Annotated in this window: 12 protein-coding genes; 7 read left to right on the top strand and 5 right to left on the bottom strand. The window is 72.2% G+C overall.

The window, feature by feature from the left end; all coding sequences use genetic code 11:
* Positions 1–57 precede the first annotated feature (57 nt).
* Positions 58–639 carry a TIGR03086 family metal-binding protein gene (locus NE235_RS22120; RefSeq protein ID WP_252805980.1) on the bottom strand — a complete coding sequence of 194 codons (582 nt, stop codon included), beginning with the start codon at positions 637–639 and terminating at the stop codon, positions 58–60.
* 89 nt (positions 640–728) lie between these two features.
* Between NE235_RS22120 and NE235_RS22125 the strand changes: the two genes are divergently transcribed.
* The gene (locus NE235_RS22125) at positions 729–1,541 is read left to right on the top strand and encodes a helix-turn-helix domain-containing protein (RefSeq protein ID WP_252805981.1); all 813 of its coding nucleotides are present in this window, start codon (positions 729–731) and stop codon (positions 1,539–1,541) included.
* Positions 1,542–1,695: 154 nt separating this feature from the next.
* Positions 1,696–2,913: a phosphoglycerate dehydrogenase gene (gene serA, locus NE235_RS22130; RefSeq protein WP_252805982.1), complete on the top strand. Its 1,218-nt coding sequence runs from the start codon at positions 1,696–1,698 to the stop codon at positions 2,911–2,913.
* A 67-nt stretch (positions 2,914–2,980) separates the two neighbouring features.
* Here serA and NE235_RS22135 read toward each other — a convergent pair whose 3' ends face one another.
* Both NE235_RS22135 and NE235_RS22140 read right to left on the bottom strand, forming a co-directional pair.
* Complete coding sequence (locus tag NE235_RS22135) at positions 2,981–4,624, bottom strand: APC family permease (protein WP_252805983.1); 1,644 nt, start codon at positions 4,622–4,624, stop codon at positions 2,981–2,983.
* Between the two features lie 321 nt (positions 4,625–4,945).
* Positions 4,946–5,518, bottom strand: a complete 573-nt coding sequence (locus NE235_RS22140; RefSeq protein ID WP_252805985.1) for an NlpC/P60 family protein — start codon at positions 5,516–5,518, stop codon at positions 4,946–4,948.
* Between the two features lie 415 nt (positions 5,519–5,933).
* Here NE235_RS22140 and NE235_RS22145 point away from each other — a divergent pair, with 415 nt between their 5' ends.
* The 3 genes from NE235_RS22145 to NE235_RS22155 all read left to right on the top strand — a co-directional run bounded on the left by NE235_RS22145 (position 5,934) and on the right by NE235_RS22155 (position 8,340).
* Positions 5,934–6,941, top strand: coding sequence for a helix-turn-helix domain-containing protein (locus NE235_RS22145; protein ID WP_252805987.1), 1,008 nt, complete (start codon positions 5,934–5,936; stop codon positions 6,939–6,941).
* 53 nt (positions 6,942–6,994) lie between these two features.
* Positions 6,995–7,861 (top strand): NAD(+)/NADH kinase, encoded by an 867-nt coding sequence (locus NE235_RS22150; RefSeq protein WP_252805989.1) that lies wholly within the window; start codon positions 6,995–6,997, stop codon positions 7,859–7,861.
* Between the two features lie 68 nt (positions 7,862–7,929).
* Positions 7,930–8,340, top strand: coding sequence for a RidA family protein (locus NE235_RS22155; protein ID WP_252805991.1), 411 nt, complete (start codon positions 7,930–7,932; stop codon positions 8,338–8,340).
* A gap of 6 nt (positions 8,341–8,346) precedes the next feature.
* On the opposite strand, the gene lanL is transcribed toward NE235_RS22155, so the two are convergent.
* Complete coding sequence (lanL, locus tag NE235_RS22160) at positions 8,347–11,037, bottom strand: class IV lanthionine synthetase LanL (protein ID WP_252805994.1); 2,691 nt, start codon at positions 11,035–11,037, stop codon at positions 8,347–8,349.
* Between the two features lie 206 nt (positions 11,038–11,243).
* Positions 11,244–11,414, bottom strand: a complete 171-nt coding sequence (locus NE235_RS22165) for an SflA family class IV lanthipeptide (RefSeq protein WP_252805996.1) — start codon at positions 11,412–11,414, stop codon at positions 11,244–11,246.
* 477 nt (positions 11,415–11,891) lie between these two features.
* Between NE235_RS22165 and NE235_RS22170 the strand changes: the two genes are divergently transcribed.
* On the top strand, positions 11,892–13,709 hold the full coding sequence (locus NE235_RS22170; protein ID WP_252805999.1) for an ABC transporter ATP-binding protein: 1,818 nt from the start codon (positions 11,892–11,894) through the stop codon (positions 13,707–13,709).
* A 28-nt stretch (positions 13,710–13,737) separates the two neighbouring features.
* Positions 13,738–14,514, top strand: coding sequence for an IclR family transcriptional regulator (locus tag NE235_RS38290; RefSeq protein WP_252806001.1), 777 nt, complete (start codon positions 13,738–13,740; stop codon positions 14,512–14,514).
* The last annotated feature ends 4 nt before the right edge of the window (positions 14,515–14,518 follow it).

Consider the following 14,518-nt stretch of genomic DNA (forward strand, 5'->3'; position numbering starts at 1 on the left):
TCAATGCCCTCAAGTGGGATAAGCCGGCTTTGTCGGCCCCGACCGCGTGTCGGCCTGTCAGGGCGTCCAGGCCGGGTCGCGGCCGGCGAGGCCGAGAGCCCGGTCGAGCGGCGGAGCCATGTCCGGAACCGGCACCTCCGGGCCGAACGCGCCGTACCGCCGGGCCATCTCCGCCATCGCGGACACCTGGTCGAGCAGCGCGCGGGTCAGCTCGTCGCCGAGGGGGACCTTCTGGCCGGTCGCCACGGCGAGGTCCCACGCGTGCAGCAGGAGCTCCCCGAACATCATCCCGCCGACCACCGGAGCGGGCATCGCCCCCGCCGCGGAGATCCCCGTCTCGCCCTCCCAGGCGGCCGGCTCGGCCCAGGCCGCGGCGGACGCCCGGACGCTCGCGGCGTACCGGCCCGCCCAGCCGGGCTCGGCGGTGACGTCGTGGTCCTCCGCCGGGGACCCGGCCGGCGATTCCTTGCGGGCGGCGGCCTCGAACCGGGATCCCGTCCAGAAGGCCAGATGGTTCAGCAGGGCACGGACGTCGAATCCGGGACACGGCGTCGGCAGGTCCAGCCGGTCGGGGCCGATCCCCTGGACCACCGTGATCGGCACTTCCGCAGCGCGCGTCATGAGCGGGCGCAGTTCCATCGATGTCTCCGTGAGTCGTCAGATGACAGCGGCCCAGAGCGTAAGGCGGGCCGGGCCGCCGGTCTTGAACAAATGCGACACTGAGCCGTATGGCCGACGCCGTTCCCGACAGCCTCCGGGCCGTCCTGAACCGCGCGGCGGCGCTGGAGCGCTTCCAGGTCGCCCACCGGGCGCCGGCGGCGGATCTCGCCTGGCTCGCCGACTACCACTGGATCCTGCGCTGGGACCTCGGCGAGGGCGGCACCCACCGGCAGCGGGTCCTCACCCACCCCTCGGTGCACCTGACCTTCATCAGCGACGGGCGGGCCCGCGTGGACGGCGTCGTGCGCGGCGTTTTCACCGAGACCATCGAGGGCCGCGGCCGGGTGATCGGCGTGCGCTTCCGGCCCGGCGGCCTCCGGCCCATCCTCGGCGCTCCGGTGTCCACGATCACCGACCGGCGCGTCCCGGTCGAGGGAATCTTCGGCCGGGAGGCGCGCGCCGTCGCCGACGCGATCATCGCCACGCCGGAGCCCGGGGACGCGATCCTCCTGGCGGAGGACCTCCTCCGCTCCGCCGCACCGGACAGGCCCGACCCGCTCGTCCTCGAGGCGTCCGCCGTCGTGGACCGGATCGCCGCCGACCCGGCGCTGACCCGGGTGGACCGGCTGGCCGCGGCGGCCGGGGTCTCGACGCGCCGGCTGCAGCGCCTGTTCGCCGACTACGTCGGCGTGGGCCCCAAGTGGGTGATCCGCCGGTACCGGATGCAGGACGCGGCGGACCGGGCGGCCCACGGCACGGACGTCGACTGGGCGGACGTGGCCGCCGATCTCGGCTATGCCGATCAGGCGCACTTCACCCGTGACTTCACCGCGACGATCGGCATGTCCCCGGCCAGGTACGCGCGCTCATGCGCGCGGTGACCCGTGAGCGCCGCCGGCCTGACCGTGAGCGGCGGGTGCGGCGGGCCCGTACGGGCGGGCGACCGTCTCAGCGCGTGGACGCCCGTGACCGGCTTGTAACCGTTTCACATAGCATTCAAGGAACGACGACGCCCGGCAGAAGGACTGTTCCCACGTGAGCTCCGCTACCGAACCACTGCGCGCGCTGCTGTTGGAAAGCATTCACTCCGACGCTGTCGCCTCGCTGGAGAAGAACGGCTACGCCGTCGAGTTGCTGGATCGCGCCCTCGACGAGGACGAGCTGATCGCCCGCATCCCCGGCGTCCACCTGCTCGGCATCCGGTCGAAGACGACGATCACCGACGCGGTGCTCGCCGCCGCGCCGGACCTGCTCGCGGTCGGCGCGTTCTGCATCGGGACCAACCAGATCGACCTGTCCGCCGCCGCGCAGCGCGGGGTCGCGGTCTTCAACGCGCCGTTCTCCAATACGCGCAGCGTCGTCGAGCTGGTGGTCGCCGAGATCATCGCGCTCACCCGGCGCCTCACGGAGAAGAACTCGGCCCTGCACGCCGGCGTCTGGGACAAGTCCGCCGAGGGCGCCCACGAGGTCCGGGGACGGCGGCTCGGCATCGTGGGGTACGGCAACATCGGCAGTCAGCTGTCGGTGCTGGCCGAGAACCTCGGCATGAGCGTGTTCTTCTACGACACCGCCGACAAGCTCGCGCTCGGCAACGCCCGCCGGTGCGCCAGCATGGAGGAGCTGCTGTCCGTCTCCGACGTCGTGACCCTGCACGTCGACGGCCGGCCCGGCAACAGCGGCCTGTTCGGGGAGGCGGAGTTCAACCGGATGCGCCCCGGCAGCCTGTTCCTGAACCTCTCCCGCGGGTTCGTCGTCGATCACGGCGCGCTGCGGCGTCACATCGAGTCGGGTCACCTGGCCGGCGCGGCGATCGACGTCTTCCCGCAGGAGCCGAAGGGCCGCGGCGACGAGTTCGTCTCGGAGCTGCGGGGACTGCCCAACGTCATCATCACGCCGCACATCGGCGGGTCGACGGAGGAGGCGCAGCAGGACATCGGCCAGTTCGTCTCCGGCAAGATGCAGGACTTCGTGGCCACGGGCAACACCGCGCTCAGCGTGAACCTCCCGGCCGTGTCGCTGCCCGCCCCGGTCACCGGGCACCGGCTGACGCACCTGCACCGCAACACCCCGGGGGTGCTGGCCACGATCAACGGCATCCTCGCCGAGCACGACGTGAACATCGAGGGTCAGCTCCTCGGCACGCGCGGCGAGATCGGCTACGTGATCACCGACATCGGCACCCAGTACACCACCGACGTGCTGGAGCAGCTTCGCGCGCTGCCGAACACCGTCCGGCTGCGCCTGCTGTCCTGACCGGTCCCGACCGCGCCCGCGCCGTTCGTACGCCCGCCCGGCCGGTGAGCGTGCGAGCGGCGCGCGGTCACGCGATGTGGAGCTCCGGCTCGGCCGCGATCTCCGCCTCCTCGGCCGCGACGGCCGCGGCGACCTCGCCGCTGGAGACGGCGATCCGCACGGCGAAGAAGTAGACGGCCAGGGAGAACACCGTGACCGTCAGGACGTCGACCCAGTCGGGCAGCAGCCTGCTGCCGCCGTAGCGGCCCAGGAACCCGATGAGGACCATGCCGCCCAGCCACGGCCAGACCCACGTGGCCGCGGACCAGTTCAGCGGAGATCGCTCGGCCCGCGGCGTCCTCGCCCGGGTCACCGCGAAGATCACCAGACCGAACAGGATGGCGATTCCGAGTTTCCACTCCGCCTGGAAACTCGACCAGTAGATGATCAGGTTCGCGCAGACGAAGGCCAGGGGCGCCAGCACGCGGTGCGCCGGGAGACGGTAGGGGCGGGCCCGGTCCGGATCGCGCACCCGCAGAGCGCGCAAGGCGATCGGCCCGTACGCGTACATGATCGCGGTCGCCGAGGTGACGAGGCCGACCAGGGAGTGCCAGCTGGGGAACGGCAGGAACGCGATCTCCCCGACGGCGAAGGCGATGACGACCGAGACGATCGGCACGCCCTTCGGGCTCACCGCGGCCACCGCGGCCGGCACCGACCGCTCCCGGCCCAGCGCGTACGAGAGCCGGGACGACGCGGCGACGTAGACGAGGCCGGTCCCGGCCGGTGAGATCACCGCGTCGGCGTAGAGCAGCCCGGCCAGCCAGGCGGCGCCGGCCCCGACGGCGAGCGTGGCGTACGGGCCGAAGTCGCCCTTGCCGACCGGGTTCGCCCAGCCGTGCGCGATGTGGGCGGGGTCGAGCGCGCCGATGAACGCGATCTCCAGCAGGATGTAGACGAGCGTGCCGATCGCGGTGGCCGTGATCACCGCGCGCGAGACGTCCTGCTGCGGCTTCCTGGCCTCGCCGGCCAGCTGGATCGCCTGCTCGAACCCCTGCAGGGCGAACACGACGCCGGCCGGCAGCGCGGCGAACACGCCGTGCGCCCCGAACGGCATGAATCCGCCGCCCGCCGTGAAGTTGGACGCGCGGAAGGTCAGCAGCAGGAGGACCACCACGGTGAGCAGCGGGATCGCCGTCTTCCAGATCACGGCGATCCCGTTCGAGTGGGCGAGGACCTTCACGCCGACGATGTTGATGACCGTGAAGAGCAGCATGAAGACCGTCGCCACGAGCAGGCCGACGCCGGTCAGCGTCCCGTCGGCGTGCAGCATCGTGATGTGGTTACGTACCCATCCGATGTGGTCGCAGTAGGACAGCGTCGCCTCGACCTCGATCGGGGCGATCGTGACCGCCTGCACCCAGGCCATCCAGCCGGCGGTGAAGCCGACCAGCGGGCCGAAGGCGAAACTCGGGAACCGCGCGGTGCCGCCGGCGATGGGATAGGCCGCGCCGAGCTCGGCGTGCACCAGGGCGAGGATGACCAGCATCACGGCGGCGAGGACCCAGGACACCAGGGAGGCGGGCCCGGCGATCGTCGCGGCCGTGAGCGCGCCGAGCAGCCAGCCGGAGCCGATGATGGATCCGAGCGACACGAACATCAGTCCCCAGAAACCGACGTCCCGCCGTAGGCGTCGTCCCGAATCGACGGATCCGGTGGTGCCGGGCGCCATGGAACCCCCTCTTCGGGTGGTAGCGGACGAACCAGCGCCTATCTGGCGCTAATCGACGTTATGGACAGGCCGCAATACGCGTCAACGCCGGAGGGAGGCTATTTCGACGCGGCCTCGAATGCAATGAGCGACCAGAACATCCGCGTGCCCGAAGAGTCTCACGAGTGAGGTGTTACCCCAGGTAACGGCGTTCCCTGGAGGACTGAAATCATCCTTGATCACACGGTTTTTCACACAATCGACGCCGCCGGAAAATGACGTGGAGGTGGGGGGGGGGGCCCCCCCCCCCCCCCCCCCCCACCTCCACACCGCGCCGTTTCGTCAGCGGATCTTCTTCGGGCGGTAGGCGTGGTACTGGCTGCCCTTGCTCAGCCCGTATTTGAGGACCCGATGGTCGGTCCCGTAGCCGCCCCGCTGTTCGTACGCCCAGTACGACTTCTTCGTCTTGCTGTTGACCCAGCGCTCGAAGATGACGACGTGGCGGGTGTGATTGTTCCCGCTCGCGTCGATCACCAGGTCGCCCTTCTGCAGCGACGCCATGCCGATGCGCGTCGAGTACGTCTTCGACGCGAGACCGACGGTGTTCGGTCCCGGCTTCGACAGCGCGAGCGCCATCGAGACGTACCCCGAGCAGTCGGTGCGGTATCCGCCGTGGGTCTTGTTCTGGCTGTACGGAACGCGCTTCGACGTGTGGGGGTGCCAGGTCTTGGCCCGCGCGATGACCTGGGCCCGGGTGATGGTGGCGGTGGCGGAGACGTCCTGCGCGACCGGGCGGGCGACCGGCCTGGCGGCCGGGCCGGCGGACGACGCGACCGCGCTGGGAACTCCGATCGCGGCGACGGCTCCCACCGCGGCGACACCGAGGGTGATGCGGAGCCTGCGAGACGAGGGCATGAACACTCCTTCGGGGGGATGATCGGGACGTTCGCCGATGCGCGGACCGCCGTTGCCGACCCGCGGTCATCGGTTCGGCGGTCACGTTAGGGAGCGCGGCGCCCGGCTCGCCATGGGTCCGGCGCTCGCGGGACAGAGCCACCCCCGGAATCGCTCTGACCTGCTGAGACCTCCCCTCCCGGGACGACTCCGAGACAATGGGACAGCCGATCCGGGCGCCGGTGCGGCAGGCCCCTCCCCTTCTCTCCCCTTGGATCGTCCGGTCACGGCGGCTACCGTCGGCGTCCGGATTCGGCGAAAACCGTGAATCGCCCGGCGCGGCCGTACGTCACCGGCACAATCGACTCTCGGCCGGAAAGCCGAGGGGGCACATGGAACCGACGACCGAAACACGGGCGAACGGGGGATCCGAGACGTGAGCCCGACCCGACGACTGCGCCCGTTGCCCGAGGACCTTCCCGCGACGACCCGGAGCCTGCTGCGGGAGTTGCGCGCCCTGAAGGACCAGTCCGGGTACGACCTGCGCGCCCTGGAGAAGAAGACCTACGCGAGCCGCTCGTCCTGGGGACGCTGGCTCAGTGGAGAGACGTGGATCCCCTGCGAGGCCGTCGAGACGATGGCCGACATCTGCGGCGGCGACAGGCAACGGCTGCGTGCCCTGTGGCACCGCGCGGACGACGAGCGCCGGGCCGTTCTCGCGGCCGAATCCGTGGACGGCGACCTTCCGGCCGCCGCCGAGGAGCCGGCGGACCCGCGCGGCGCGGCGGTGTCCCGGCCGTCCGAGCCGTCCGGACCATCCGAGCCCTCCGGACCGTCCGAGCCGTCCGGACCGTCCGGGTCGTCGAGGCGGCGGTGGGTGGCGTACGTCGGCATCACGGTCGGCTGTTCGCTCGCCGCCGGGGTGGCCGGCCTGGTCACCGGCATGTCGCTCCGGCCGTCGGCGGCGCCGCGGCCGCGTCCGACGCCCACCTACGTCCAGTGGATCCGGCGGCCGGACATCATCGCGCGCGCCCGGACCTGGCATCCACACAGTGACCAGCGCGTCCCGTACGACATGGCGCAGATCCACGGCGGCTACCGGGCGGACGGCTCCGGGTTCGCCTCGATGGCGCTCGGCCTGCCCACGCCGGGCCCCAACTCCACGGACCTGGCCTGGGGCGGCTACACGCGGCAGATCGCACCGTCGCAACTGCTCCCCGGCGATCTGATCATCAACGCGGTCGGCGAGGCCGGCACCCGGCAGGTCGCGATCTTCGAAAGGTGGGCGAACACCGCGCACACGGCCTACTGGGTCTACCAGCAGCGCCGTGGATACGGCACGGACCACCTCATCCTCCGGTACGGCCTGGCGGCGGACGGCCCCTACCATCCGTACCGGCCGCTCAACGTTCACGAACAGCCCGGGAGCACGCCCTCCCCGTGAGCCCGGCGGCCGATCGCGGACGACGCACGGCGCGACCCCTGAGAGAATGACATATGGGCCTGATCACGACCGTCGGCGTCGCCCTGCATCCCGAACGCAACTGCAGGGGCGTCATCGACACCATCACCGGCTGGGCGCGGGACCGGAAGGCGCGTGTCCTCGGGCTACCCGGAGAGGTCGCCCGCATCGACGGCGACGTCGAACCGGTCGAGCCGGACGCCCTGGCCGACCGTGCCGACCTGATCGTCAGCCTCGGCGGTGACGGCACCATGCTGCGCGCCATGCGGCTGAGCTACCCGCGGCGGACCCCGGTCCTCGGCGTCAACCTCGGCCGCCTCGGCTTCCTCGCCGAGATCGACATCCCGGAGCTGAGCGGGGCGCTCTGCGCGATCGACGAGCACCGCTTCACCGTGGAGCCGCGGACCGGGATCCGGGCGACCGCGAACGGCATCGACGCGCTCGCGTTCAACGACATCGACCTGGCTCGCGTCCCCGGAGACGGAATCCCCGTGGTGGAGCTTTGTGTCGAGGGGAACCCCTTCGTCCGGTACGCCGCCGACGCCGTCGTCGTCGCGACGCCCACCGGCTCCACGGCCTACAACTTCTCCGCCGGCGGCCCGATCGTCTCCCCCAGCGCCGAGGGGCTGCTCGTCACGCCGGTCGCGCCGCACTCCGCGTTCAACCGGGCGCTGTTCCTGTCCCCGCAGGAGAAGCTCGCGCTGCGGATCCTGCCGACCAGCGGCGCCGTCGCCGTCGAGGCGGACGGCGTGCTCATCGGCCGGCTCTCGCCCGGTGACGTCCTCGATTTGACGGCGCTGCCCGGCGCGGCCGGCGTCGTACGGCTCGGGCAGACGACCTTCTACCAGCGGGCGCAGCGACGCCTGCGGCTCATGGGCTCGGCCGAGGCGGACGGGGACTGATCCCCGCGCGAGGCCGCCGGCCACGGTGCCTACCGTCGGCGGCACCGAACGACATGACAGGGGCATCGATGATCCGTCGCTGGAGCCCGGAGGGCCTCGCGCCGCCGATCGGGCAGTACAGCCACCTGGCCGCCGTACCGGCGGACCACGAGCTGGTGTTCGTCTCCGGCCAGGTGGGAGTGGCCGAGGACGGGACCCTCGCCGGCCCCGACGCCAGGGCTCAGACCCGCCAGGCGTTCGCGAACATCGGGCGGCTGCTCGACTCCCTCGGCGCCGGTCCCGAGCACCTGGTGAAGCTGCTGACCCTCGTGTCGGGCACCGAGCACCTCGACGGCAGCCGTGTCGCCCGGGAGGAGGTGTTCGCGGCCTGGTACCCCGACGGTGACTGGCCCGCCCACTCGCTCATGGTCGTCGCCGCGCTCGCCCGGCCGGACCTGACGGTCGAGATCGAGGCCGTCGTCGCCCTCCCCCGGCGCTGACGGAGGTCAGCGGGGCGGGGACCACTCGTACGTCCAGAGGCGTGCCCCGGCGCGGTCGCGGAGCCTCCGCAGGAAGGACAGCACGCCCGGAGTACCCATCCCCCAGCTGCCGCTCGCCCCTTCGAGGGTGTTGTCGGGGAAGACGGGATGTTCGAGGTCGCCGCCGCTGCGGGTCAGCATCAGCTCGACGACGTGCTCGGCGCCGCGCCAGAACTCCTCCTCGCCGGTCGCCAACGCGACGTCGACGAGCATCTCGCCGATGCCGGCCAGCCCGCAGCACTGCGACACCACCCACGCCTGGGGCGCGATCCCCAGGCAGGCACGGGCGCCCGCCCCGGCGGTCTCGAGATACCACTCGTCGTCGTAGAATCGCGCGGCTCGCACCAGCGCCGTGACGATCCCGGAGAGACCCTGGCACCAGGAGGCGCCCATCGGCCGGGCGGCGGGCTCCCGCAGGACCCGGGCGAGGGTCGCGGCCTCACCGGCGAGCGCGTCGAGGCGTCGCCGCGCCGCCTCCCCGGCCGCCTGGTCGCCGGTGGCCCGGTGATAGGCGAGCAGGAAGGTGGCGGCGCCCGCCTCGCCGTGGGCGTAGCCGGACTCGGTGGCGACGCCGGTGCCGGGCTGGGCCGGGGCCACCGCGTCCCGCGTGTCGCGGATCTCACCGGTCAGGAGCCGCCGCGCGCATTCGGTGGCGACGGCCAGGTGGCCCGGCCGGGGATCCAGGTCGGCCAGGAGCAGGTGACCGGTGCCGACACCGGCGACCCCGTGCACGTAGTCGCCGCGTTCGTCGGGGCCGAGGTCGATCGGATCGCCGGCGGGGACGTCCGCGCCCAGCATCCGCCGCGCCGTGCTCAGGAACAGCTCGGTCCCGGTCCGGCCGAAGAACAGCGCCGCGGGCAGCCGCGCCGGCGGGATCGCCTGGGCCGTCCAGCGGGCCAGTTCGCCCGCCACCGCCTCGGTCTCGGCGTGGTGCAACAGCTCCATCCCGAGGCCCGCCGACCCGCCGTACACGTGCGTCACCGGGGGCGCGGACCGTCGCGGGTCCGCCGGGCCCGCCATCGTCTTCTCGGCGAACCGGACGCACTCGTCCCTCGTGTGCGCGATGACCGCGTCGAGCAGGCCGCGGGTGAAGCGCGGTGGTACGGCCCGCGCCCTCCCTGCGGTCATCTGTCCCGTACGGTGCCGTCCGTGCCGCAGGTCGGCCGCCGCGGCGATGCGCTCGGCCGGGTCGAGGGCGAGCAGCCGGGGGATCAGCCCCCGGACCCCGGTCGTCACCCCGGGGAACAGCGCCGCCAGGGTCATCAGCGTGCGCTCGAGGTTGCGCGCCGGGTCCGGATCGACGCCGATCGGGTGCATGCCCGTGGCCGCGAAGAACAGCACGCCGCCGAGGGCGAAGTAGTCGTCCGCCGGTTCGGACGGCCGGCCGGTGTGCTGGTCCGGAACGCTGTAGCCCGGCGTCCAGCCGGGGATCTGGAACCCGTCGTACCTGCTGTTGCCGAAGTCGACGAGCGTGCAGCGCAGGTCGTCGTCCAGCACGACGTTCTTCGGCGACAGGTCGCGTACGACGACGCCCCGGGCGTGCACGGCGTCGAGGAGGCCGATCAGGCGCGTGGCGAGGGCGGCCAGGTCACGGCCCGTACCCGCCGGGTCGTCGGCGAACAGGCCGTGCTCGTTGACGAAGCGGTTGAGGTCGCGGCTCCCCTCCTCGGTGATCACGAGGTACTCGTCCTCGCCGTGCCGGAAGTGGTCGATCAGGCCGGGAACGCCGTCGACCCCCGCGAGCGCCTGCAGGATGCGGCGCTCGTTGCGGATCTGCAGCCGCAGGTCCATACCGTCGGCGTTCTCCCCGACGTACGCGCGGGCCTCCTTGATCACCACGCGGCGCCCCGAGGCGGTGTCCTCGGCGCGGTACACGTTGCCGCGCGCGCCACGGACGACGCCGGAGGTGAGCCGGTAGCGGCCGCCGAGCGTCGGCGCGCCGTCGGCGTTCTCTTCTCCCGGCGTGCCGCCCGCGGGCGCCGGGGAGCCGCCGGGCTCCCGCCCGGCCGTCGCGGTCGCGGGCCCGGACGTCGCGGTCGCGGGCCCGGACGTCGCGGTCGCGGGCCCGGGCGTCGCGGTCGCGTCTCCGGGGGCAGGCCCCGGCGTCGTCTCCCGGAAGGGGTCGGACGCCCAGGGCGGGCAGCGGAACTCCGGGCCGGCCGCCCCGGGAAGGAACGTCCCGTCGGGGCCGATCAGCACGAGTTCGTAGTCGCCGTTCTCGTCGACGCGGTACTGCGGAACGAACGGCCCGTACCGGTAGTAGACGGGCGCGCTCCGGTGCACCCAGCGATCGCTGGGCACCCGGGGCGCTGCGTGGCCGGCGAGCGCGGCCGCGAGCACCCGCCCGATCTTGACGACGCGGTCCTGTGGCGGGTACACGGTCACGGCCTTGCCGACGGCGCCGGGATCGGTGTCCCCGGAGTTCAGCTCGCGGAGCACCGAGGTCGACCGCGCCACCTTGAAGTCGCAGCCGAGGTGGAACAGCAGCGGCAGGATCCGGTCGAGGGTCGCCACGAGGGTGCCGGGACGCGCGGACACGTGGAGCTTCCAGCCCTGCGCGGGCAGGTCGACGCCGGGCCGGTGCACGCTGACCCAGGTGTCATCGACATGGACCTCACAGCCCTCACGTTCCGCTATTTCAGTGACTCTTTCCGCCATGTCCTCTGTGCGAGCTGAAACAGCGGCGTCCATAGCGTTCCTCCACACGATCACTCGATTCGCATTGACCGCGATTCGCCGGAGAGAGAGGCCATCGGGCCATGCCGAGGGCCTTTCTCCTCACCACTGCGCCGGGAGCGCTCCGTCCCGGAGCAGGTGGCCGGCGCCGGGCCGGGCGAGGGCCCGTCCCGGCGTCACTCAGGAGGTCACTTGATGGACGGGCAGCAGGGGAACGTGCTGCAGACGGTGCGCTTGCAGGTGTTGACGCAGGCCTGCGGGCCGTGCGGCAACTCCATCAGCTCGCCCTCGAAGTCGATGACGAGGTCGTCGGCGTCGAGCACACCTGCGTCGCGGGGTTCGAGCGTGAGTGCGGGCATAACGGACTCCTTTCTCGGCCGGCGCCTCGTGGGCGGGCCGTAACCGATCCGCGGGACACGGTCATCCTGGTGAGGAATGCGCCCCGGGTTTTCGATGACAAAGACGGGAGCGCGCGAAACGGCGTCTTCGCCATGATCAACCTCCAGCATTATGAGTTCGATCATGGAGGCTGTCCAGGTACGAATGACTGCTTTGTTTGCATGTGAACCGGGCTACGGTCAGCCGTCGCCGTTCGGGTCATTGATGCCATTGCTTTCTTCGGAGAACCAGGCATAATGGCTGATCGTGATTTTCTACCGTTCCGGTCGAGATGGCGAAGATTATTTACATCCCCAGAGTGGTCGTCTAGCGTGGGCAGTCATGATCACTACGGGTGCCGCCCGGTGAGACTCCGGCGGAGGAACCGGCCTGCGGCTTCCGCCGCCGACCAGTCGGGGCTCGCGCTGCGTTACTGGGAGATCCACGACGATCGGTTCATGTCCGCGGGCCTCATCACGATGGCGCGCAGGCTGCCCGCCCTGACCGGCGCCGCCCTGCGCCTGGCCTGGCAGGCGGACCGGGTCGACACGCTGGCCGCCGTCGGCCTGAACATCGTCGCCGGAGTGTTCACCGCGTTCGGGCTCCTCGCGACGACCGGCGTCCTGGACTCACTGTTCGCCGGAGGTCCCAGCGCCGCCCGGGTCCGCGCGGCCCTGCCCGCGCTGCTCCTCGTCGCCGCCGCGGCCGCCGTCCGCGCCGGGCTGCTCGCGGCCGCCGACTGGGCCCGGCTCCGCCTCAAACCGCGGGTGGAACGGCTGGCCGAGACACGCCTGTTCCGGCTCACGACACGGGTCGAGCTGGGCGCCTTCGACGACGACGAGTTCCACAACGCGATGCAGCGGGCGCGGGACAGCGGCGTACCCGACTCGGTGACCGTCGTCGAGATGACGGTGAACGTCCTCACCGGCGCGGTCGGCGTCATCGCCGCCGCCGCGACCCTCGGCGTGCTCCACCCCGTCTTGATGCCACTGCTGCTGATCACCGCCCTGCCGGACGGATGGGCGGCACTGCGCGCCGCCCGCATGCGCTACCTGGCCTTCCGCAGGATGTCCCGGGCGCGGCGCCGCAAGTACATGCTCTCGGACCTCATGGCCGAGCGGCCGCCGGCCGCCGAGGTGCGCGCGTTCGGCCTGCGCTCCTTCCTCCTCGGCGAGTACGACCGGATCGCCGACGCCGAACAGCGGGTCGAACTCGACGTCGCCCGGCGGCAGACCGCCACCAGGGTCGCCGGCGACCTCCTCACCGGCACCGCCACCGGCCTGGTCTACGCGGCGCTCGGCGGGCTCCTGGCCGCGGGGATCATCCCGCTCGCCGTCACCGGAACCGCCGTGCTCACCATCCGGGCCGGCCAGTCCTCTCTCGCCGCCCTCATGCAGTCCCTCAACAAGCTGTACGAGGCCGGCCTGTACTTCGGCGACTATCTGGACTTCTGCGCGATGGCCCGCGAACGCGTCCCCGCCCCGCGCTCCCTCACGGCCCCGGACTCCTTCGGCCGCATCACCGCCGAGCGACTGACCTTCACCTATCCGGGCGCCGGCACCCCCGCCCTGCGCGACGTCGACCTGACCATCCACCGCGGGCAGGTGATCGCGCTCGTCGGGGAGAACGGCTCCGGTAAGACGACGCTCGCCAAGCTCCTCGCCGGCCTCTACCCGCCCGGCTCCGGCACGGTCCGGTGGGACGACACCGACCTGTCCGCGATCGACGGCGACACGCTGCGCGAACGCATCGCGGTGATCGCGCAGGACCACACCCGGTGGCCGCTCACCGTACGGGACAACATCCTCATGGGCCGGGCGGCCGAGGAGGACCGGCTCGCCGGCGCCGCCCGCGCGGCCGGCGCCGACCAGGTCGTCGCCCGGCTGCCCCAGGGGTACGACACGCTGCTCGACCGCAGGTTCGAAGGCGGTCACGAGCTGTCCGGCGGGCAGTGGCAGCGGATCGCGACGGCCCGGGGCTTCTACCGCGACGCCCCCTTGATGATCTTCGATGAGCCCACCTCCGCGCTGGACGCGCGCGCCGAGCACGCCCTGTTCGAGCGCATCCGCGACCACGCGCGGGACCGCACGGTCGTCCTCATCACGCATCGCCTCGCGAGCGTCCGCTACGCCGACCACATCTACGTGCTGGACGGCGGCCGGATCACCGAACACGGCACCCACGCCGAGCTCATGCGCGCGGAGGGCCTGTACGCCCAGCTCTACGAACTGCAGGCCGCCGCCTACCGGGCCGCCCCCGACCTGCAACCGGGCTGACCCACCATCCGGCGGATATCCTCGCCGTGTGGTGGCGACGCAGACCGGCGGCGGTTCGATCGACAAGGCGCTCACGGTGCTGGAGGCGCTGGCCGAGCACAGCCGGGTGACCGACATCGCGGCCGGTACGGGCCTGCCCAAGTCCACCGTGCACCGCATCCTGCAGTCCCTCGTCGGCTGGGGGTTCGCCCGCGCCGACGGCAACGGCGGCTACCTCCCCGGCCCGCGCATCCTCACCCTGGCGGGCAAGGTGATGAGCCGGTTCGACCCGGCGCAGCACGCCGACTCGGCCCTGCAGGCGCTGCGCGACCGTACGGGCTTCACGGTGCACTTCGCGATCCGCAGCGGCGACGAGGCGGTGTACGTCCGCAAGCTCGAGGGGCTGCGGCCGTACCAGATGGGTTCGCGGGTCGGCATGAGCCTGCCCCTGCACTCCACCTCGATCGGCAAGGCGATCCTCGCGCAGTTGCCCGACGGGGAGGTCACCGCGATCGCGTCGCGGACCGGACTGCAGCCGCGCACCCAGCGCACGATCACGGACGTCGACACGCTCCTCGCGCACCTGGCCGAGGTGCGCCGCCACGGGCACGCCGTCGACGACGAGGAGAACGAACAGGGCATCCGCTGCGCAGGCGCGCCGGTGTTCGACCACACCGGCGCGGTGATGGGCGGGATCTCGGTGTCCGGGCTCGCGTTCGAGGTCGGCGTGGACGACGCGCCGTTGCTCGCCGAGGTGGTGGCCGCGGCCCGGGACGTCTCGCTGGCCATGGGCGCGCCGCCCGAACGCGTGCCCGCGCCGGCCTGACCGC

It is taken from the genome of Actinoallomurus spadix (genome assembly GCF_024055725.1).
GTDB classification, from domain to species: Bacteria; Actinomycetota; Actinomycetes; order Streptosporangiales; family Streptosporangiaceae; genus Actinoallomurus; species Actinoallomurus spadix.

What these genes read in the sequence shown, in the direction of transcription:
- NE235_RS22165 (WP_252805996.1), bottom strand. Translation starts at nt 11,414, where the DNA reads ATGCCCGCACTCACGCTCGAACCCCGCGACGCAGGTGTGCTCGACGCC.
- NE235_RS22135 (WP_252805983.1), bottom strand. Translation starts at nt 4,624, where the DNA reads ATGGCGCCCGGCACCACCGGATCCGTCGATTCGGGACGACGCCTACGG.
- NE235_RS22150 (WP_252805989.1), top strand. Translation starts at nt 6,995, where the DNA reads ATGGGCCTGATCACGACCGTCGGCGTCGCCCTGCATCCCGAACGCAAC.
- NE235_RS22170 (WP_252805999.1), top strand. Translation starts at nt 11,892, where the DNA reads ATGTCCGCGGGCCTCATCACGATGGCGCGCAGGCTGCCCGCCCTGACC.
- NE235_RS22125 (WP_252805981.1), top strand. Translation starts at nt 729, where the DNA reads ATGGCCGACGCCGTTCCCGACAGCCTCCGGGCCGTCCTGAACCGCGCG.
- NE235_RS22120 (WP_252805980.1), bottom strand. Translation starts at nt 639, where the DNA reads ATGGAACTGCGCCCGCTCATGACGCGCGCTGCGGAAGTGCCGATCACG.
- NE235_RS22140 (WP_252805985.1), bottom strand. Translation starts at nt 5,518, where the DNA reads ATGCCCTCGTCTCGCAGGCTCCGCATCACCCTCGGTGTCGCCGCGGTG.
- lanL (WP_252805994.1), bottom strand. Translation starts at nt 11,037, where the DNA reads ATGGCGGAAAGAGTCACTGAAATAGCGGAACGTGAGGGCTGTGAGGTC.
- NE235_RS22155 (WP_252805991.1), top strand. Translation starts at nt 7,930, where the DNA reads ATGATCCGTCGCTGGAGCCCGGAGGGCCTCGCGCCGCCGATCGGGCAG.